Genomic DNA, 19,979 nt, shown 5'->3' on the forward strand with positions numbered 1-19,979 from the left:
AAAAATGATCAAAGTTACCCCTGACCATGAAAAAGCAGCTGAAGCTTACGACACTGTCAAAGCCATGAATTGTGAATATGTGAATATCATTGCTAAGGAATATCCAATTTCCGACACAAAAGTAGGCTATTACATTGCCGGCATTTCCCCGGCTACCGCTGAAAATGGTGTAAGTCGTGAACAATGGCTTGCTGAATTTGAACACTTAAACGGAACACAAGGATGAATGCTGCTCTGAATCAGTTTGATTCAAGTTTCTTATTGGCCATGAAGTATCAGTCTCCAGTGGTTCCACTGGAGGTGATCGTAAAGGACTTTTTGCCGCATCTTAAAATTGAAACAGCCAAGAAGCGTGCAGCCGTTCAAGACCTGCCCTTCCCAACGTTCAAGGCAGAAGATTCAAACAAAGCCCCTTACATGGTGAACATTGCTGACGTTGCTTTATGGCTCAACAAGCAAAGTCAAATTTCTAAACAAGATTGGACAAATATGCACGCCTAAACGCGTGCATCGAGGTTAAGCCGATGGAATACGAAACAGATATTGAAAAATTAAAGGCACAAAAACCTGAAGGTGCCACCATTGTTGCAGTCAAAGGCAGCCGAATTACATATTTCAAGGAAGATGGCAAAGACCGGTTACTGACTTTCAATCGCACCATGTGGGTAAAAACGTGGTTCACACCATTTCACATGAACTTAAAACACTTTGACTTTATCGCGGTGATCTAAATGCAAAATATGTATCAAATGATCAGCTTAAAAGATCAATTTCCACCAAAGGGTGAAAAGGTTTTAATTTACAGACCGCATGCACACTTACCACCGCATGAGGATCCGAATTTCAAAATCGCCAAATATATTGGTGAAGGTCTATGGATCGGAAGTCATTTTGAACATGAAATCACGCACTGGTTACCATTGATAAAGCCCCAATAAATGGGGCTTTTTTTATACCAATTTTTTGGCCACTTTCATGGCTTCCACAAAATCCAATCGATCACGACGGTTTTTCAAATTCACATAGCGTCTCAAACTTTCCCAAGACTCATGCAAACTGATCTGCTGCAGCTGGGGAATGGTCAAACCATCTTCAGCCAATCGGGTAATCCCTTCATGACGTAAATCATGAAAACGTAGATCTTCAATCCCTGTCATCTTAATCGCTTCACGCCAACGTGATGCAAATGATTTTGCATTCAATGGCAACAACACTGATGGATCTGCAGAATCCAAACGAAGCATTTGATCACGCACATCAGGCTTCATTAATTCTTTGATGACACGTTCAGCCTGTTCAGTCACCTTAAAACTTTTATGATTGCCGGCACTGCCATTCGGATTTTTTAAATCAAAAACTTTCCATTCAGAATGCACCTGGTCATATTCATGCAAAAAAAGTCGTGTCAATTCATCTTCACGCCTGCAGGTATAAATGGCCAACCACATAATCAGATGCAAAGGCATGGATGTTTTACTGGTTTTCCAACGTTTATAGAAATAATTGGTCAGTAATTGCAGCTCATTTGATGTCGGCAAACGGTCACGTTTCTTGGATTTGGTGATCACACGTGCATTGCGTAAACCTTTCATCGCCTGTTCTAGCTCAAAAAGATTCACTTTTTCACCCCAAACAAGATCCGCATGCGTCAAAACCACCTTTAAATATTGCAAATCTTGCAAGGCAGTACTTGATTCAATCGGATCTGCACCGATCTCTGGGTAGCCTGTTCGCCTTAAATATGTATGATCAGTGAAATCTTTCCTGGTCAAATCACTGATTTTGACATTTCCGATTGGCCAATGAGTTAAAAAGCGGATGCCCATGCGTTTGGATCTTCCAAAACCTTCAACTTCATTTAAATATTTTTCTAAAGCAGCAGCTAAGGTCATGCCCTTTGAAATATTTGCAGAAATCATCAGTTCTGGATTCAATTCAAGTTCATATTCTCGTTTTTTAATCCAGGCTTCAGCCAGTGACCTTTTACTAAATGTCTTAGACTCTGTAAAATTCGGCAGCCCTTGTCGCTTGACGCGCACCTGCGCCCTGTATTTTTTCACACCAGTGGACAGAACTCTTTCTGTAACTGTACCCATAAATTTGCACCCTGACCCAAAACCCATTTCACGGTGCAAATACGGTGCACCGAAATACTGAAATATGGGGGAATATGAGTAAAAATGCGAGTAAATGCAATATGCAAAATGTAGATAAAGCCCTGAAAAATCCACAACTTATTGATAACTCAATAAAACCTCGTATTTCCGTTGCCCCGATGATGGATTGGACGACTCGTGACTATCGTTTCTTTGCACGCTTGTTTAACCCTAATGTGATTCTCTACACCGAGATGGTCACCACAGGTGCGATATTATTTGGCGGTGCGAATCGTCATTTGGACTATAACAACGAAGAACACCCGATTGTGTTACAGCTTGGTGGTTCAAATCCCAAAGATTTAGCGACCTGTACCAAGATGGCACAGGACTGGGGCTATGATGAAGTAAACCTCAATGTCGGCTGTCCGAGTGACCGCGTTCAGAACAATAAAATTGGCGCATGCTTGATGGCAGAGCCTGATTTGGTTGCAGAATGTATTACTGAAATGCGAAATGCTGTTGATATTCCAGTGACCGTGAAACACCGCATCGGGATTGATGACATGCAGTCTTATGAAGAAATGCTGCATTTTGTTGATACGGTTGCAAAGACTGGCTGTAACAATTTTATCGTGCATGCCCGTATTGCCCTGCTGCAAGGTTTGTCGCCAAAAGAAAACCGTGATGTGCCACCTTTACGTTATGAAGATGTTTATCGTCTGAAACAAGAACGTCCAAATTTATTGATCGAAATTAATGGCGGGGTGAAAACCTTTGCTGAAACACAGCAACATTTACAACATGTTGATGGCGTGATGATTGGCCGTGAGGCTTATCACAACCCGTACTTATTGGCTGAGATCGGTCAGCTTTGGGATCTCGAATTACCCAACCGTTTCGATATTATTGATCAGATGCTGCCATATATTGCGAAACGCATGGAAGAAGGTGCACCGCTTTCTATCATTACCCGTCATATTTTAGGTTTATTCCAAAACCTACCGGGTGCTCGAAAATGGCGTCAGGCTTTAAGTGGAGGTAATGCCAAAACCTTTGCCGATGTGGAAAATGCCATCCAAAATATTAAGTATGCAATGCAACGTACAGAAGACTATTTACGTGATCATCCTAAAGTCGTTTTAGAAGATTAATCCTATAAAGTAAAAGCCCGCTATTTTGCGGGCTTTTTTATTTTCATGCCTCACAAAATACGTGTTTGGCAACATCGTCACAACTCAGCTAAATCATCTAAGCAATCAGAATCATCACTCAATGACTATTGACCGTAATGTTCCCTTTGGGAAAAGGCTCATCATCATAGCCAGTCCATTGATAATCGGATGGATCTTCTTCCTCACGTAAACCCACATAGCTCTCAGGCGCCGATGTAACAGGTTCAACCTCCTCGGTTGGTTGTTCCAATTCCTCAACCAAATGATTCAACTCTTGATCTAACTGCGCCTGATACTTTGCAATTTCAGCTTCGTCAATGAAGGCAAATTGTTCTTCATCTATTTTCCATGCATAGCCTTGCAGGTCTTTGTAAATATCGACCAAAACAGTATAAGGCTGACCATCGTATTGCAACGTCGCCTGAGCCTTAAAGCTTAATCCCTTACGCTCTAATACTTTTATATTTTGAATCCGTAAATGGTACTGCCGATAATCTGGATTCTGATCAAACTCGTGTTGCATCTGCTGCTCAATCTGCCGAGATAATTCATCTGTCGAGACAAAATAGCTACAACCAGCCAAACTCAACAGTAAAAAAATGGTGAGCCATCGAAACATATTGCATCCCCCATGATGCATTTATTCTTGATGAAAAAGTCAGACCGTTCACAGATTGCGATCCAAACATTCCTCATTGTTTGCTTCATAATAGCCAATAAAACACACAGTACAAGCCAAATTATCAAGATTTCTCAATTTTATATTTAATTTTGATATCAATCACTTAAATTGCATTTTTGCTGTTTTAAAACACTGACAGCCTTGGTCTATTGCTGACATATTTTTGTTGAAAATGACCATTTTGGTAATAGTTTCCTAGCCGTCAAAGTTTCAACATCAAAACGATCCTATTGTGATTTTTTCAATATAGAGCCTTAAACAAAACATCGTAAAAGCGCCATAAAAAAAATCCCCAAACATTGCGGGGATTTTTAAGGAATCAACTGAAATTATTCATCGTCTGTTTCAGGCTCATGATGTAGCGCATCATGTATGGCTTCCACCAATTGCTGTGCAATTTCTTGTTTTGAGGCTTTCTCTAAATCACGCTTTTCCATTTGATATTGATCTGCGAAGAACACAGTCATGGCATTTTCGTCTGAAGCAAAACCAATGTCTTTACGTGAAACATCATTGCACGCAATCATATCGAGTTTTTTTGCCACAAGTTTGCCGGCAGCATACTCTTCGACATTGCGTGTCTCGGCGGCAAATCCAACCATAAATGGACGTTTTGACTGCTGCGCAATCGTTGCAACGATATCTGGATTTTTAATTAAAGCCACATTGAGTTCATCACCAGCTTTTTTGATTTTATGCTCTGCAACTTCTGCCACGCGATAATCCGCAACGGCTGCTGTTGCAATAAAAATATCACAGCCTTCATCTAACATTTGCAGACTGGTCTCTAACATTTTAATTGCAGACTGCACATTAATCCGTCGTACACCATTTGGTGTATCTAAACTGACGGGTCCTGCGATCAGCGTTACTTTAGCCCCAGCTGCATAACAAGCCGCTGCCAGTGCGAAACCCATTTTACCTGTGCTGTGGTTGGAAATATAACGTACAGGATCTATCGACTCACGTGTAGGACCAGCTGTAATCGCCACATGTTTGCCTGCAAGCATGCCAAATTTTTCAGCAATGGCTCGCTGTGCTTGATGAAAATAGGCCGTTACTTGATCCGCCAAATCTTCAGGCTCAGGCATACGTCCTAAGCCCACATCTCCACACGCTTGAGAACCGGCATCGGGCATGATCACATGTACGCCATCTTCAACCAGTGTATTTAAATTACGCTGTGTCGCTTTGGCTGCCCACATTTGCTGATTCATCGCAGGGGCAACCCAGACGGGTGCTTTAGTCGCAAGATAAAGTGTCGAAAGAAGGTCATCTGCTAAACCCGCCGCAAATTTTGCCAGCGTGTCACAACTTGCAGGAGCAACCAATACCAAATCAGCCCAACGTGCCAATTCAATATGCCCCATGCCCGCTTCTGCTTCGGGATTGAGTAATTCGGTATGCACAGGGTTGCCTGAAAGCGCCTGAAACGTTAGCGGGGTCACAAAGGCTTGCGCACCTTGAGTCATCACCACGCGCACATCAAATCCGGCATCTTTTAACCGACGGACAAGAATGGCACTTTTATAGGCTGCGATACCACCAGTGACACCTAAAAGAATATTTTTTGTGGGCATTACACTTAAATCAAAGCTCACGAACAGGCTACCTATCTGTTGCAGTGGCGCTCACAATAGCATTAAATATGCACTGACCCAACAATCTGCTGTGAAAAAGCCGATTGACTGATAATAAAAAAGTCTAAGAATAATGAATAATTCAATTAAAAATTGGCCTGAACAAGAGCGCCCACGTGAGCGCCTGATTCATCAAGGCGCACAAAGTTTATCCGATGCTGAACTACTGGCTATTTTCCTACGCTCTGGTTCCCAGCAGCACTCTGCTGTCGAACTCGCACGACTCCTGATCCAACATTTTGGTCAGTTGCAAGCGCTGATGGATGCTTCACTTGAGGATTTACGCCAGTTTCATGGCATTGGAAACAGTAAATATGCGCAGCTCATGGCGGTAAAAGAACTCGGTAAACGCTATGTGAGTCAACATTTTCAAAATGAAGCCTTACACTTGCAACATTCTGAACAATTGCAAAACTTTCTTCGCTTTGAATTTTTATCGGAACGTCAAGAAGTCTTTGGCGTGCTTTGTCTAGATGCGCATTTAAGAAAAATAAACTTTAAAAAACTTTTTTATGGCAGCCTCAATACCTGTGAAATTTCCATCAATCAACTGCTGCGTTATGTCATTTCTGAACATGCCAGCAGTATTGTCATTGCACATAATCATCCTTTCGGTCGTGCAGAACCTTCTGCTGCCGATCTTGAATTGACTCGACTCATTCAGCAGGCTTGTCAGCTGGTGGAAATTCGACTGATCGATCATTGTATTATCTCAACAGAAGGGAGTTTTTCCTTTGCTGAACATGGCTTGCTCCAAGCACACTCATCTGCATGAAACAGTTATTGACAAGTGCTTGAGCAAACCCGAAGATCATCATAATTTTTTAAAACTAGAAATTATCATTCGAACATGATCGTCCGTGACCAACCGAGTATTTTTAAACTGCTATTTTCTTGGCGAGGAACGATTTTACCTAAGGTTTTACCGCCGCTCGGGATCGTTATGTTGCTGTCTGCCATTGTGGGCGGCTTATCCTATGTCGATATCTTCCATTTTACCGAATTTCCTTTGGTCGGCTTTACCCTGATCGGTGTTGTGCTGTCGATTTTCTTGGGCTTTAAAAACTCAGCCTGCTATGACCGTTGGTGGGAAGCTCGGCGTTTATGGGGCATTTTGATTGCCAACGCGCGACATTTTGACCGTGACTGCCGTTTACTCAGTCAAGGCCGTCGTGAACGTGTGATTCAACATGTAATCGTCTTTGCCAACGTTTTACGTGACCGACTCCGCCATCAAACCGCCAATCCCACTGAACTGGTTGAAACCAGCGGCATGAGTGCGAATGCCATCACCCAGTTATACCAACAGGCCAATGCACCGCAGTACACGTTGAGTTTGATTCAATGGGAGCTAATGCAAGCGCTCAAAGATGGTGAGATTTCAGATATTATTTATACCCAGATGAATCAGCATGTGATGGAACTCAGCACCGTACAAACCGGCTGTGACCGTATTGCCACCACGCCATTACCGTTTGCGTATTCAGTCTTGCTGAATCGAACCGTTTATTTTTTCTGTTTTGTCTTACCCTTTAGCTTGGGTTCTACTTTAGGCCTTGCGACCCCCCTTTTGGTCGGGATTTTAGCTTATACTTTTTTAGGCTTAGATGCACTGAGTTCAGAGATTGAAGAGCCCTTCGGCACACAGAGTAATGACCTTCCATTGGACTCTATGGTACGAACTATTGAAATTGAACTTCTTGGAACTTTAGGAAAACCCACCCCACCACCGATTCAAGCTAAAGATCATAATTTATTATAATTGGTATGCGTTTCGCCTGAATGCACGGATCGCATTCAGATCCATGATCCATACAACACCCATAATAAGGAAAAATCATGAAAATAAAAAAACGGATTTTCACTTATAAGCCACAACCGATTCTGCATCCTTGCAAAGCGCTTGCTGTGATTTTCATGTTCGTTGTGTTGCTGTTTAGCATCGCATTACTCCTAGCATGGCAAGGCATATTATTCACATCATGGCAAAGCAATTGGCAATTCTTATTCCTGATGAGTGCTCTATTTGTCATCAGTATATTTCGTGACAAATCGCAAAGAATCAAATTTCCATTTTGGATTCAACAGCATTTGATTGATCCCAAATTGGCTTTGGATTTAAAAGAACACGCCTTACGCAGTTCAGATGCTGTGATTGTGGATTATCGAGAGGTCCGTGAACATTGGTGGCAAGGCAAACAGCAACAATTGCTCTTAAAGCTCAATGAACTTGAAGAGGCGAAATGGTTTAGCGTCGATCTCCATCAAGTCTTTGCGAGTACTTTGTTTTTAAACATTCATGTGCAATTGAATTCTGCCCTCATTGGGCAACAGATTTGGGTGCATTATTTGGCACGTACGCGCACCATCGTGCAGTTATATGCGCATGATCAGCTTGATGATTTTCATCAAATGAAAAACTACTTTGCCATGCCCTATACGGGGAATATCTATTTTGAGCAGATTCCAACACGGCTTACGTTGGATTTACCTTATTTATCGGAAATTCATGCCGTTCGTGAAGAAGATCAACCCGGTTATCTCCTCAAACTGAAAACCAGTTATGGGCAGAGCTATCGTATCAGTTCACAGGCACGGCATTTTGATAAACTCGAATTGGCACTCTCAAGCGCCATTGATTTTATTCCTTATCGCAATTTTAAACATCAACCTACCATGCAATCTGCCTTGCTGACCAAGAGGCATCCTCAACGCGTGACAAGTCTACTGTTGTGCATAATCGCCATCAGTGTTTTTATCATCGCGTTTTTGTTCAAGGCATGGTTCTGGGCATGCGTTGCCGTGGGCTGCCTCTATCTGCTTTACCGTAACATTCAGCATTATCGAACTTCACCGTTTATCGAAGATCCTGATGTCAATGTGACTTAAAACTGTCCCAGATTCCAACTTGCCCTTCTTTCACTCGAGGGATGTTGCCGAGTTTGATCCATGGCATATTGTCGCCATGAAAATCACTGCCAACAGAAACTTTTAAGTTAAAGGCAGCAATCATGCGATCCACCATTTGACGAGTCGATAATGGCTCAATTGCCGGTGGTAATTCCACCGCATCGCCGCCCGCTTCTGCAAAGATTTCGATCAAATAACGAATATTGGTCGCAGATAAATCATAACGCGTCGGATGCGCCAACACTGCAAAGCCACCACTTGCATGAATCACCTCAATGGTTTCAGCAAGACTCGGACCTTCAAATTTTACAAAGGCTTTTTTGCCTTCTTTAATATATTTATCAAAAGCTTGTTGTGGACGCGCAACCACACCCTTTTCCACCAAAGTTTTGGCAATATGCGTGCGTGTTACCCGATCTGGAATATGGTCGACTTTGGCAATCACATCGCTATAAATATCTTGACCAATTAACGGTATCAATAAGTCACAAATCTGCCGAGCACGTTCCGCTCGAATACGCTTTTGATCCATCAATAAGGCTTGTAAGGGCGCAGGATTTTGCATATTTAAAGCGACGATATGCACACCATAACTTTTTTTGGTCGCAGGTCTCGACCACTGGCTGGAAATCTCCACGCCAGAGATTAATTGCAGCTTTAATTCATGCGCGACCTGCTCTGCTGCCAACAATCCGTCCATCGTATCGTGATCAGTCAAAGCCAGCGTATGAATTCCAATAGCACTTGCGGCCTGCACCAAAGCCTCTGGTGACAAAGTACCATCAGAAATATTACTGTGTGTATGTAAATCTACGCCTTGCATCTCTATACTATGTCATTTATTTGATCAGATTTAGATACTCTAACATGAAAGCACTTTTAGACTTTGTGCCACTCATTATTTTCTTTTATTTATATAAAACTGTAGATCCAAAAGATACGCAGCACCCATTATTACAATTAATTGGTTCTGCTGGGGGTGTCGATAACAATAACATTCTTGTGGCAACATCAGGTCTCATCATTTCCATGCTGGTGGTTTATGGTGCATTGTTTGTCATGCAAAAATTCCGTCTAGATAAACAGCAATGGATTGTGTTGTTCATGACCGTGATTTTTGGTGGTATTACCCTGATGCTAAGCGATGATTTTTATATTCGTTTAAAAGCCGTTTTACTGAACTTGGTATTTGCTGGCGCGTTTTTACTTTCTCCACTATTTAGTAAAGATAAGAAACCACTCATCGAACGTTTATTTGGTCCAGTCTTAAATTTAACCGCTGTCGGTTGGAAACGATTGAACTATGCATGGGCTGCAATGTTCGTGGTGATGTCATGTTTACACACCTTTTTCGCTTATTTGTTTGCAGACGGAAAATATTGGGGTGAATTCACTGCTTTTGGTGACATGATCGTGATGTTTTCCTTTATCATTATTCAGTTTATTGTATTACGTAAATACTTTAAGACCTCAGAATAATCCATTCGGTCAAAAATCAGGAAAAGTCATGCCATTATTCGTCGTAAGCTGTACAGATAATGAAGGTACAGTGGAAAAGCGCCTTGCGGTTCGTCCTCAACATCTTGAACGTCTACAAAAACTTGATGATGAAGGTCGTCTGATTGTTGCAGGTGCGATGCCTAAAGATCCGGCAAACCCGCAAGCTGGTTTTTATGGCAGTACGATCATTGTCGATTTTGATAGTCGTGAAGCCCTAGACCAATGGTTGGCAGATGAACCTTTCCTCAAAGAAGGGGTTTATGGCCAAATTGATGTCAAACCATTTAACAAAGCATTTCCTAAAGGATAAGGTTCATGCGCGTCGTTGTTTCTAGTTTATTGGGCTTATCTTTAATTTGTTCAACTGCATGGGCTGAAGAACCGGCTCCTGCACCTGCTGTAGCCCCTGCTGCTCAAGCAACGACTGCAACACCTCCTCCCAATCCTGTGCCGCATAACATTCCTGCCAATAAACCGGGCATCATTAAAGTGGCGGCAACCGTCAATCCCAATGGTCAACCTCAAGATGCCAATCCATTGACCATTGAGCAATTGGCAAAAAATAAAGCACTGCAAGATGCCAAAGTTAAAGCGATGGTCAAAGACCAATCTGTACGCTTACAACAGTTGGAAAAAGCAAACCTTGAAGCCTTGGCGCAAAACCAAGAATTACAACTTAAAAATGATAGCTTGGGCGTACAAGTACAAGTGCTACAAAGTGAACGTAGCGCGCAGATGTTTTTATATGGCGGGACCACACTCGGTGTTGGCGTGATTTTAGGTTTTTTATTGGCCAGTTACGTCTATACCAAACGTCGTCGTCAATGGTAATTCGTTTTTCTACTTCCATTTAAAGGTTGCTTGAGTTTTGTCAGGTGCAATTCAGACTGCCGATCTCGATTGGCAAATGATCGATGGCATTGATATTCCAGTGTCTAAACAGTTTGGTGATGTGTATTTTTCGAAGGACAACGGTCTGCTCGAAACACGTCATGTGTTTTTAAAAGGGAATGACCTCGACACTCGCCTCGCGGCTCTGACTGATTTTGAATATTTCAGTGTCGGTGAAACAGGTTTTGGTACAGGATTAAATATTTTGGCCCTGTGGCAATTATGGCAACAGGTTCGTCCAAATAATCACAGTCATCTACATGCTATTTCTGTAGAAAAATTCCCTTTATCTAAAGCAGATCTCATTCGTGCATTAAATGCATGGCCTGAATTACAGCCATTGGCACAGCAACTGATTGCGCAATATCCTGAACCTATTGCGGGATGTCATCGACTCAATTTTCCAGAAGAACGTTTTTCGATTGATCTTTGGTTAGGCGATGCACACGACGTTTTTCCCATCATGGCAAAAACTGCTACAGTCAATGCATGGTTCTTGGACGGTTTTGCACCTGCCTGTAATCCTGACATGTGGGAAGAAAACGTACTCAAAAATATCGTGCGTCTATCGGACATTGGGACGACCTTCGCCTCATTTAGTGTGGCAGGTGTACTGAAACGCGGCTTACGTGAACATGGTATTACCATTACACGACCACGTGGCTTTGCACATAAGCGTGAAATGCTCAAAGCCTTTTGGCTCTCACCTGAAAGTTCAGATGATCAATCCGAAGTTGCGGACATACCCACTTTAGACGAAAAAAAAAATTCTGAAATCACTGTAGGTCATAACCCTCGTCAAATCGCAATTATTGGCGCTGGCATCGCAGGTTTAAGCTGTGCTTGGGCATTTGCTCAACGCGGGCATCAAGTGCGTATTTACGAGAAATCAGCACCACTCAGCGGTGGGTCGGGTAATCCTCTTGCTCTACTCAACCCTAAACTCTGTCCAATTGAACAAAGTGCTGAGCATCTGATGACCCTCAGTTGGTTATATGCGCTCAAGCATTATCAAAACTTCAAGGCATTTCGTCCCTTACAGATTCACCAATCTATTTTAAAAAATAAAGCAGAATACCTTGATTTAGCTCAAGCTTATCCTTCAGAGGTGTTAGCTGCTGAAGAAGGCACGCCAAATCAATTAGCTTCAGCATTTCCAACCCTGCTCCTCAAACAAGCAGGCGCGGTCAGTCCACATCAGCTTCGTGACCAAATCTTGGCACATCCGCACATTGAATTGTTACAAGCAGATATTCAACGCATTGAGCAGCAACAAAATGGCGTTGCGCTATTTACACAGGATCAGCAGCTTCCATCTGTCGAACATGTCATTCTCTGTGCAGCACGTGAAAGTATGCAGCTACAAACAGATTATCCAGAGCTGCGTGCCATTCGTGGACAAGTCAGTTGGTTGAACAACCCCGCTCAACAAATGGATATGCATACCGCCTATAGTTATGGAGGCTATTGTATGCAACTGGATGCCGAACAGATGATTATGGGCGCGTCATTTTATCCCGGCCGTGATGACACCGACGTTCTCACCGAAGACCATGTGCATAACTATGAACTTATCCACAGTGTGTTCCCTGACTTTGCCAAAACCTTAGCACCGATTGAGCAATGGCATGGACGTGCTGCGATTCGCGCACAGACGAAAGACTTTTTCCCGGTAATTGGTGCAGTCCATGAAGATCAGCACATTTATAGCTGTAGTGGACTCGGTTCTAAAGGTTTCCTGTATGCACCGCTCTGTAGTGAAATCATTGCCGCGCTAGTCTTAAAAGAAGCCTGCCCTATTCCAACACAGCTACTCGATAAAATTCATGCAGCACGTTTTATACGACGCGCCAAAGCGAAACAAAAAACCAAGAAGCCTTATTTTCAAGGTCAGGTGCCCTCAGCACCACCTCAAGAAAAATAACTTGCAATAAAAAAGCGCCTTTCGGCGCTTTTTTTGATTCGATCTTATTTCCCTTGTTCCAAAGGAAGACCGGCATCACGAGCAGCACGCGTGCCGCCCATTAAGATTACATATTCACGTGAGCTGTCAAAACCCTCTAGTAACTCTGCTGCACGTGGAGCTTTACTTCCGCCACCACATAAAATGTAAATGGGTTGATCCGTTGACACCTGAGTCAGTGCATCTGATGACAATGCGTTGATCGGTCGGTTAACCGCACCTTTCACATGTGCTTCAGCATAAGCACTTGCATCGCGAACATCCCAGATAATCGAGTCTTCTGGGAACTCAAATGTTGTAATTTCTTGTTTACGGATCATTGCGCACTCCTTTTGATGTAAACAACACTTGGCAAATGAAGAAAACATCCCTAGCATCTCAGATATTCTTTCCCTTTGTAAAGGTCTAATCTATGCCTTCTTTTGATATTGTTTCCGAATTAGAAGTTTTTGAAGTAAATCATGCAGTTCAAAACACGCAAAAAGAAATTGCGACGCGTTTTGACTTCCGTGGTCAAGACGTTTCAATTGAGTTAAATGAGAAAAATAAGGAAATCAAAATCTCAACAGAAAGCGATTTCCAATGTGAGCAAGTGTATACCATGCTCGAAAATCATTTCTTCAAACGTAAAGTCGACATTCAAGCACTCGATCCACAAAAAATGACGGCTTCTGGTAAAAACGTCATTCAAGTGATCAAACTAAAAGACGGTCTTGACTCTGATACTGCAAAAAAAATCAATAAAGCCATTAAAGAAAGCGGCATTAAAGTGCAATCTTCTATTCAAGGCGACAAAATTCGTGTGACTGACAAGAAACGTGACACTTTGCAACAAGTGATGGCGTTCTTAAAAGAGCAACAGTTTGGTGTGCCGCTTCAATTTAACAACTTTAAAGATTAAGGCAGCACAACTGCCATTGAGGTCAATATGGCACGTCCAAATCGTCTAAATAAACTGGTCAAAGCAAGCTCTAAATTACCCAAAGGTATTCAAAGTCGTTTGCTCAGTCGAGCTTTTGGTCGTGTCGTGCCCATGGTTGGAACGGCTAAAATCCAATATCAACATGTCAGCCCTGAGCGTGTTGAGGTGAGCATCGCCAATCATAAGGCGATGCAAAACCATATCGGGCAAGTACATGCCTGTGCCATGGCGCTGATCGCAGAAACAGCCACAGGTTTTGTCACAGCAATGAACGTCCCTGATAGCGCCATTGTCCTAATTAAAAGTTTCAAAGTTGATTTTAAACGTCCAACCCAAGGTGGGATGAAAGCCATCGCAACGCTTACACCCGAACAGCAACGACAAATGCAAAGCACAGAAAAAGGTGAAACCTTAGTACAGGTCTTAGTCACCGATGAATCTGGTGAAGCACCGATTCAATGTGAAATGCTTTGGGCGTGGGTGGCAAAATCTGCTCTGAAAAATAAATAAATGTAAATAAAACTTACTTTTAGGTAAGTATAAGTTTTACCAAATTTCAGCAAAATCAAGACTGTTTTTTATTATTTATACGCCGTAATTCCGCTCAATATGCTTGCACGACACAAATATATTGAGCACTTTATGAAAAAAATCATTCCCCTTTCACTCATCAGCCTGGTGGTGTTTTTAACTGCATGTCAAAGTACTATTCCTGCAACGCCAACGACTCCAACACAAACAGCTGAAAGCAATATTCAAACCAGCCAAGCAGCGGAAAATAAGAAAATCGTGATTGATTTTTATGAAGGTGTCTTTCTTAAACATCAGGTTAAGACATATGCTGACCGATATATTGGCAATCAATATATTCAACATAATCCGCATGTACCTGATGGCAAAGCGCCTTTTGTCGATTATTTCATCCAGTATTTTAAACAAAATCCTGAAGCAAAAAACCAGATCAAACGTGCCGCTGCCGAAGGTGATTTGGTCTATTTACATGTGCACTCTACGCAGAATAATCAAGACCGTGGAGAAGCCATTATCGATATCTTCCGTGTTGAAAATGGCAAGATCGTCGAACATTGGGATGTGCAACAAAGCATTCCTGAAACCAGTGCCAACTCAAACACGATGTTCTAATTTCTCAGTCACTATTCATAAAAAAGCCACTCGATTGAGCGGCTTTTTTTTTGCGTCTAACTTTAATTAAGCTTGATCTGCAGCAAATTTAGCTTTTGCATCCGCAGGAATTTGACGCTTAGCACCTTTCACATCGACAGCGACAAATGTAAACACACCTTCGGTTACGCGAATTGGATCTCGTGAGCTGTCATGACTATCCCAAACTTCAATCTGCATTTGGATAGAGGTATTACCCACTTTTAAAATTTTGGTATATACACTGATGACATCCCCGACTTTCACTGGAACGAGGAAGGTCATTTGGTTAATTGAAATCGTTGCACAGCGTCCTTGACTGAAACGCTCTGCGTGAATTGCACCGGCCAAGTCCATTTGTGACACGATCCAACCACCGAAAACATCACCACTCCAGTTGGTGTCTGCAGGCATCGCGATGGTTTGTAGGGAAAGCGTTCCTTCAGGTTTTACATGAGTTTCTGACACTTTAGCTCCTGGCGCTGACATTTATTGAGGTAGATTTAACTGCTGGTTGAGCCATTGTTGTAACTCACCAGCACGCATTGCACCGCTTATTCTAGCAATTTCGTTGGTTTTATTCATCAAAACCAGTGTAGGAATACTACGAACATTAAATGCACCGCTCAATCGAGGGTTTGCTTCGGTATCAATTTTGGCAAAAACCACCTTCGGATTTGATTTTGCAACTTGTGCAAAGTGTGGCGCCATCATCTTACATGGTCCACACCATTCAGCCCATAAATCGATCAGCACAGGTAAATCACTATTGCTAATAAAGTTTGCAAAGTTCTTTTCATTCAACTCGATGGGCGCCAATGGAATCAATGCTTGGTGACATTGACCACATGCAGGTCCAACTTCGAGTTTTTCTTCAGGTACACGGTTTTTTGCACCACATTCAGGACACACAACGATCATTTAGCTGACTCCAACATGTTGATGTAAAAATTCTAATTGGGTTGCCATGGCTTTTTCAAACCATTGCCCATGATAAATATCAAAATGTTGCATTTCCCACTCATAATATTGCACATACGGTGCAATATTGGTCGCAGTTTCTCGGCTTGATTCGATGGGAATCAAACTATCTTCTTTGGCTGCAATAAAAAGTACTGGTATGCTAATTTTACGGACATCCAATATTGGGCGATAACGGATTAACTTAAAAAAGGCCCGAGCCGGAATTTCGCCACTCCAATAAAAATCAGGATTTACAATCGATAAATAGCCCGCATAACTATCTTCAGACTGTAAAAAACACAATCGATGTGGATCGACTACAGGCAAAGTCGTTGGACTCATCCCAACTTTTGAGCCCATATAGTCCTGACTTGATAATTTTAATGCTTTGGGTAATTGCTGTAAGGGATATAATTTTGCACTTTCAGCGCCGTCGACAAATGGGACTTGTACCATCACCGCTTTAATATTTTTAAGCTCTGCCGCCAAACTGAGTACATAACCACCACTCAGCGATGTTCCCCATAATACAATGCGTCTCGAATCAATCGATTTACGCTGCTGTAAATGATCAATCATGGTCCGCCAATCTTCAAGTTGAGCTTTAAGATTCACCAACTCTCTCGGACGCCCTGTACTGCCACCCCAATAGCGATAATCAAACAACACGACAGCATAACCCGCTTGTACAAAGCGCTTGGCATATTGCACTAATTTAAATTGGCGTAATGCAGCCAAACCATGCGCCATGAGAATGACTGCAGGTTTTTCAACAGATTTTGGACGATAAAAGTCAGCAGCTATAACATCTTGTCCGCTTTTGACATACAGTGGTTCGACTGTATAGGCGTGCATACGCGCTCCATTGCGTTATTTTATGGTTGTAATCGCTTATAAAAATTTAAGAACATTCTGCTCAAGTTTGTGCTTAATGCTATCATAAAGCATAAATCTATGAATTAAATTATGGAGTGACTCAATGAGCGAAAATGTTGGTTTTGCAGGTCAAATCGGCCCAGAACATGTAGCGCAAGTGGTTGAAAAAGGCTTTAAATCGATTATCAATAACCGCCCTGACATGGAAGGTGGTCCTGAGCAACCAACCAGTGCTCAAATTGAAGAAGCAGCTCGTAGCGCTGGTTTAGACTATGTTCATCAACCTGTTGTTGCAGGTCAAATTTCTGAGCTAGATGTCCGTAACTTTGCTAATCATTTTAATGAATTGCCAAAGCCAGTGCTCATGTTCTGCCGTACAGGTAATCGCTCAAACAACTTATTCCAGTTGGCAAAACAAATGGATTTGTTGGATGACTAAACCCATCCTCAAGTATGTATTTTGCTGTATTCTGATCTGTAGCAGTATCCCGCTGAGTCACGCTCAAAACGATGTTCAGACTTTAAATACCAAAGTCAGTGTTGCAGGTCAAATGAATGCTGCCAAATTTTCACAGTTGATGCGACAAGGTTTTAAATCTGTGATTGTGAACCTTCCTGATCAAGAAATGGGCAATGCTATTAAGGTGAGTGAATTACGCAATATCGCGGAAAAATCTCAGATCAGTGTGATTTATCAACCCGTAAATAGCGGCAAAATTTCTCAAACAGATATTCTTGAATTCGCTAAATATTATAATGAGCTTCCAAAACCCATTCTGATGATTTGTCGTAGTGGCGCTCGTTCTATTGCGTTATTTCATCAGGCAAAATCTCAAGGATTAATTCATGAATAAACTTTTATTGGTTGTCTGCCTAAGTTTGACATTTGTTGGTTGTAGTTCAATGAATGTGAAGCCAACAGTGGGTGTGAGTGTTGGGACTGCCCTTTAATTTTTAATGACAAGTTCCCATAAAAAACAGCGCCGAGGCGCTGTTTTTTTCAGTTTCAAGATTAAAGTATATGTGACCAAGGCTTGAAAGTAGGACAAGGTGATACTAAATTATTTTGGTTATAAGGGCTCATATCAAATGGTTCCCCTTCTTTAGAATCAAAATCTGTCTTTAAGATACCTAATGGATAATCATATGACATATTATAAGAAACATTCGTATCTTTAGGTTTTACATTAAAGCGTACAACCTGCCAACCTGCATATGATTTAAAATATGTGATATTAAACTTAAACTCGCCATCTGCATTAGTTGTTGCTGTATAGTTATTACCAATATTCGTTAATTTATCACCACTTAGCTTAGTGGCAATTGAATTATCATCTTTTTGAGCAGAACATGAATATTGAACCCTTGACGGTAACTTATAAGCATCTAATCTTGCTTTCTTCTGTGTTAATTCGCTAAGTTCCGTGTTTGCAATTTGGATACGACCAGGTAAAAGGTCTAATTCATTTTGCTCAGTTAATGTAAAATTCTCAGCATCGTTTAGTTTCTTGTATTCGAGAGCTGACTTTCTAGAGTTTAAACCGCTAATTTCTGTATTTTTAGTAGAAATATTTGTTGTTAATTGTGCCTTATCTGCTGCTAGCTCAGCTTCAAACTCTTCAGCCAAAGCAAAGTGACCAGATTCTTTTTTAACAACTTGCATATTAATCGTAAATGCAGTGTCCTTAATTGGATTACCATCTGAATCTACGACTCGTACAGACATCTGTTCTTGATAATCTAATTGCCCAATAGCAGCAAGCTTATTCGTTCGACCAAAGGTAATATTAGGTTTGACTTGGCTACCTTCTGAATCAGTTACAGTAATTGGGTATGCTTGAGTAAACACTACATCATTTACATCCGTTACTGTTGCTTCAACTGTTATATGATTGTCAAGTAAAAAATTACGTTGCTGGTCCGTCAAATTAGAAGGAATTGCGATTTCAAACTGTGCGATACCCAAATTATTTGTTGTAACTTTGTCATTAGTTAAAATTACAAAGTTGTTTTTAGCGTCTAGAACTTTTAAATTTACTTCCTGGTTCGGTATTACTGCACCATTCAAATTAATAACTTGAGCTTCAATAATGACATTATCACCTTTTACATTAGCTATTTTTTTATTCGAATTAAGGCGTAAATTATATTGAGGTAAAGCTTCCTCAGTATCATTATTTGCTAATTTAAGATTAATACTATGTATTAACTGATTTTTATCAGCAGTGGTATAAATTGCAGATATATTTACGCCATTAGAAATAAGGTCATTAATAACTGTATTACTTAAAGGCTTTTTCAAACTCAAATTATAAGTAGCATATCCATTGGCATCAGTGCTTTTTACAGCTATCTCTTTATTTGTTAAACCATTATTTCTAGCAGCTTGATCTAAGAATAAAGTAACTTCTTTTCCTGATATGCCTCCACCGTTATTATCTGTAAGACGGACAGTTACTTCAAAATCACCACCATTTGGATTTAACGTAGACTCTGCTGAAGAAATTTCTATGATAGGTTGTTCTTCAACTATTTCCTCATCTGGTTCGATTACAGGTTTTTCAGGATTGTTAGCGGCAGTGTAAAAATGACCCCCTAATGGCATTTAAAAACTGACCCCCTTGGTTAATATAGCGGTCATTTTGGACTGCTCAACATGTTAACTTTGGAGCAAGCAGTGACAATCCAAATACTTCATCAACAAGGTAAATCTATTAAAGCCATTAGTCGTGAACTGGGGCTATCCAGAAATACCGTACGTAAATATTTACGGCAAAACACCACACCTCAGTATCAGCGTATACAGCCTAGAATAAGTATCCTTGACCCATATAAACCCTATTTACTCCAACGTGTAAACGCAGCTCATCCTGAATGGATTCCTGCTGTCGTGCTCTACCAGGAAATTTTAAGGTTGGGATATCCAGGAAAGATCAGGATCTTGAGGGAATATCTTGCAACATTAAAACCAGTTGCTCAACCGGAACCGATCATTCGTTTTGAAACCCAACCTGGCCAACAAATGCAAGTGGATTTCACCACGATTCGACGTAACAACACGACTTTAAAAGCTTTTGTCGCAACATTAGGGTATTCCAGAGCGACTTTCGTGAAATTTTATGATCATGAACGTACCGATGCATGGATCGATGGTCTAGAAAATGCATTTCAGTTCTTTGCAGGAGTACCTCAGGAAATCC

The 19,979-nt window shown here is 41.4% G+C and carries 27 protein-coding genes; 18 read left to right on the forward strand and 9 right to left on the reverse strand.

Annotation, left to right across the window (positions count from 1 at the left end; all coding sequences use genetic code 11):
- The first annotated feature begins 4 nt into the window (after window positions 1–4).
- The 4 genes from FTU17_RS01310 to FTU17_RS01325 are packed head-to-tail and all read left to right on the forward strand — an operon-like array spanning window position 5 to window position 938.
- A complete protein-coding gene (locus FTU17_RS01310) occupies window positions 5–226 on the forward strand; it encodes a hypothetical protein (RefSeq protein ID WP_180134534.1) in 222 nt (73 codons plus the stop codon).
- Entirely contained in the window at window positions 223–501 is a 279-nt protein-coding gene (locus FTU17_RS01315; RefSeq protein ID WP_120661832.1) for a pyocin activator PrtN family protein, read from the forward strand. The genes FTU17_RS01310 and FTU17_RS01315 overlap by 4 nt, the downstream gene beginning before the upstream one ends.
- Window positions 502–524: 23 nt before the next feature.
- Entirely contained in the window at window positions 525–731 is a 207-nt protein-coding gene (locus FTU17_RS01320) for a hypothetical protein (protein WP_180134535.1), read from the forward strand.
- A complete protein-coding gene (locus FTU17_RS01325) occupies window positions 732–938 on the forward strand; it encodes a DUF551 domain-containing protein (RefSeq protein WP_110135491.1) in 207 nt (68 codons plus the stop codon).
- A 12-nt stretch (window positions 939–950) separates the two neighbouring features.
- Here FTU17_RS01325 and FTU17_RS01330 read toward each other — a convergent pair whose 3' ends face one another.
- Window positions 951–2,096 carry a tyrosine-type recombinase/integrase gene (locus FTU17_RS01330; RefSeq protein ID WP_180134536.1) on the reverse strand — a complete coding sequence of 382 codons (1,146 nt, stop codon included), beginning with the start codon at window positions 2,094–2,096 and terminating at the stop codon, window positions 951–953.
- Window positions 2,097–2,197: 101 nt separating this feature from the next.
- Here FTU17_RS01330 and dusA point away from each other — a divergent pair, with 101 nt between their 5' ends.
- Complete coding sequence (gene dusA, locus FTU17_RS01335) at window positions 2,198–3,250, forward strand: tRNA dihydrouridine(20/20a) synthase DusA (protein WP_180134545.1); 1,053 nt, start codon at window positions 2,198–2,200, stop codon at window positions 3,248–3,250.
- 118 nt (window positions 3,251–3,368) lie between these two features.
- Here the strand turns inward: dusA and FTU17_RS01340 are convergent, their stop codons facing one another.
- Together FTU17_RS01340 and coaBC are read right to left on the reverse strand one after the other, a co-directional pair.
- Window positions 3,369–3,890 (reverse strand): Asp-tRNA(Asn)/Glu-tRNA(Gln) amidotransferase subunit GatC, encoded by a 522-nt coding sequence (locus tag FTU17_RS01340; RefSeq protein WP_078191306.1) that lies wholly within the window; start codon window positions 3,888–3,890, stop codon window positions 3,369–3,371.
- A gap of 392 nt (window positions 3,891–4,282) precedes the next feature.
- Window positions 4,283–5,554 carry a bifunctional phosphopantothenoylcysteine decarboxylase/phosphopantothenate--cysteine ligase CoaBC gene (gene coaBC / locus FTU17_RS01345; protein WP_078191307.1) on the reverse strand — a complete coding sequence of 424 codons (1,272 nt, stop codon included), beginning with the start codon at window positions 5,552–5,554 and terminating at the stop codon, window positions 4,283–4,285.
- 112 nt (window positions 5,555–5,666) lie between these two features.
- On the opposite strand from coaBC, the gene radC reads away from it, so the two are divergent.
- The 3 genes from radC (at window position 5,667) to FTU17_RS01360 (ending at window position 8,482) form a co-directional block, all read left to right on the forward strand.
- Window positions 5,667–6,368: a DNA repair protein RadC gene (radC, locus tag FTU17_RS01350; protein WP_168378714.1), complete on the forward strand. Its 702-nt coding sequence runs from the start codon at window positions 5,667–5,669 to the stop codon at window positions 6,366–6,368.
- A 75-nt stretch (window positions 6,369–6,443) separates the two neighbouring features.
- Entirely contained in the window at window positions 6,444–7,355 is a 912-nt protein-coding gene (locus FTU17_RS01355; protein WP_078191309.1) for a bestrophin family protein, read from the forward strand.
- Window positions 7,356–7,432: 77 nt separating this feature from the next.
- The gene (locus FTU17_RS01360) at window positions 7,433–8,482 is read left to right on the forward strand and encodes a hypothetical protein (protein WP_111885438.1); all 1,050 of its coding nucleotides are present in this window, start codon (window positions 7,433–7,435) and stop codon (window positions 8,480–8,482) included.
- On the opposite strand, the gene FTU17_RS01365 is transcribed toward FTU17_RS01360, so the two are convergent.
- Window positions 8,469–9,326, reverse strand: coding sequence for a PHP domain-containing protein (locus FTU17_RS01365; RefSeq protein ID WP_180134537.1), 858 nt, complete (start codon window positions 9,324–9,326; stop codon window positions 8,469–8,471). The two genes, FTU17_RS01360 and FTU17_RS01365, sit on opposite strands and share 14 nt — an antisense overlap.
- 44 nt (window positions 9,327–9,370) lie before the next feature.
- Here FTU17_RS01365 and FTU17_RS01370 point away from each other — a divergent pair, with 44 nt between their 5' ends.
- From FTU17_RS01370 to mnmC, 4 genes are read left to right on the forward strand one after another with little or no spacing between them, the layout of a single operon-like run.
- Window positions 9,371–9,982 (forward strand): inner membrane-spanning protein YciB, encoded by a 612-nt coding sequence (locus FTU17_RS01370; RefSeq protein ID WP_078191311.1) that lies wholly within the window; start codon window positions 9,371–9,373, stop codon window positions 9,980–9,982.
- A gap of 28 nt (window positions 9,983–10,010) precedes the next feature.
- Window positions 10,011–10,313, forward strand: coding sequence for a YciI family protein (locus FTU17_RS01375; RefSeq protein ID WP_078191312.1), 303 nt, complete (start codon window positions 10,011–10,013; stop codon window positions 10,311–10,313).
- 5 nt (window positions 10,314–10,318) lie between these two features.
- Window positions 10,319–10,834 (forward strand): hypothetical protein, encoded by a 516-nt coding sequence (locus FTU17_RS01380; RefSeq protein ID WP_180039847.1) that lies wholly within the window; start codon window positions 10,319–10,321, stop codon window positions 10,832–10,834.
- Window positions 10,835–10,871: 37 nt separating this feature from the next.
- Window positions 10,872–12,818, forward strand: a complete 1,947-nt coding sequence (gene mnmC / locus FTU17_RS01385) for an FAD-dependent 5-carboxymethylaminomethyl-2-thiouridine(34) oxidoreductase MnmC (RefSeq protein ID WP_180134538.1) — start codon at window positions 10,872–10,874, stop codon at window positions 12,816–12,818.
- Window positions 12,819–12,862: 44 nt separating this feature from the next.
- On the opposite strand, the gene FTU17_RS01390 is transcribed toward mnmC, so the two are convergent.
- A complete protein-coding gene (locus FTU17_RS01390; RefSeq protein WP_078194202.1) occupies window positions 12,863–13,177 on the reverse strand; it encodes a rhodanese-like domain-containing protein in 315 nt (104 codons plus the stop codon).
- Window positions 13,178–13,269: 92 nt separating this feature from the next.
- On the opposite strand from FTU17_RS01390, the gene FTU17_RS01395 reads away from it, so the two are divergent.
- From FTU17_RS01395 to FTU17_RS01405, 3 genes are all read left to right on the forward strand, one after another.
- Window positions 13,270–13,758 (forward strand): YajQ family cyclic di-GMP-binding protein, encoded by a 489-nt coding sequence (locus tag FTU17_RS01395; protein ID WP_078194203.1) that lies wholly within the window; start codon window positions 13,270–13,272, stop codon window positions 13,756–13,758.
- A gap of 27 nt (window positions 13,759–13,785) precedes the next feature.
- Complete coding sequence (locus tag FTU17_RS01400; protein WP_180012065.1) at window positions 13,786–14,289, forward strand: DUF4442 domain-containing protein; 504 nt, start codon at window positions 13,786–13,788, stop codon at window positions 14,287–14,289.
- A gap of 132 nt (window positions 14,290–14,421) precedes the next feature.
- On the forward strand, window positions 14,422–14,922 hold the full coding sequence (locus FTU17_RS01405) for an ester cyclase (protein ID WP_180004621.1): 501 nt from the start codon (window positions 14,422–14,424) through the stop codon (window positions 14,920–14,922).
- A 66-nt stretch (window positions 14,923–14,988) separates the two neighbouring features.
- On the opposite strand, the gene FTU17_RS01410 is transcribed toward FTU17_RS01405, so the two are convergent.
- Genes FTU17_RS01410 through FTU17_RS01420 form a run of 3 tightly spaced genes read right to left on the reverse strand, consistent with a single transcriptional unit; the run spans window position 14,989 to window position 16,758 of the window.
- On the reverse strand, window positions 14,989–15,408 hold the full coding sequence (locus FTU17_RS01410; protein WP_078191328.1) for an acyl-CoA thioesterase: 420 nt from the start codon (window positions 15,406–15,408) through the stop codon (window positions 14,989–14,991).
- Window positions 15,409–15,429: 21 nt separating this feature from the next.
- A complete protein-coding gene (gene trxC, locus FTU17_RS01415) occupies window positions 15,430–15,861 on the reverse strand; it encodes a thioredoxin TrxC (protein WP_078191319.1) in 432 nt (143 codons plus the stop codon).
- Window positions 15,862–16,758: an alpha/beta hydrolase gene (locus FTU17_RS01420; protein WP_078191320.1), complete on the reverse strand. Its 897-nt coding sequence runs from the start codon at window positions 16,756–16,758 to the stop codon at window positions 15,862–15,864.
- 124 nt (window positions 16,759–16,882) lie between these two features.
- Here FTU17_RS01420 and FTU17_RS01425 point away from each other — a divergent pair, with 124 nt between their 5' ends.
- Window positions 16,883–17,218, forward strand: coding sequence for a TIGR01244 family sulfur transferase (locus tag FTU17_RS01425; RefSeq protein WP_180134539.1), 336 nt, complete (start codon window positions 16,883–16,885; stop codon window positions 17,216–17,218).
- Window positions 17,211–17,633, forward strand: coding sequence for a beta-lactamase hydrolase domain-containing protein (locus FTU17_RS01430; RefSeq protein ID WP_180134540.1), 423 nt, complete (start codon window positions 17,211–17,213; stop codon window positions 17,631–17,633). Before FTU17_RS01425 ends, FTU17_RS01430 begins: the two co-directional genes overlap by 8 nt.
- A 158-nt stretch (window positions 17,634–17,791) precedes the next feature.
- Here the strand turns inward: FTU17_RS01430 and FTU17_RS01435 are convergent, their stop codons facing one another.
- Window positions 17,792–19,384, reverse strand: coding sequence for a hypothetical protein (locus FTU17_RS01435; protein ID WP_180134541.1), 1,593 nt, complete (start codon window positions 19,382–19,384; stop codon window positions 17,792–17,794).
- A gap of 51 nt (window positions 19,385–19,435) precedes the next feature.
- Between FTU17_RS01435 and istA the strand changes: the two genes are divergently transcribed.
- The coding region (gene istA, locus FTU17_RS01440; RefSeq protein ID WP_180134542.1) for an IS21 family transposase at window positions 19,436–19,979 on the forward strand (544 nt) is incomplete at its 3' end.

It is taken from the genome of Acinetobacter sp. YH12070 (genome assembly GCF_013419625.1).
Lineage (GTDB): Bacteria > Pseudomonadota > Gammaproteobacteria > Pseudomonadales > Moraxellaceae > Acinetobacter > Acinetobacter amyesii.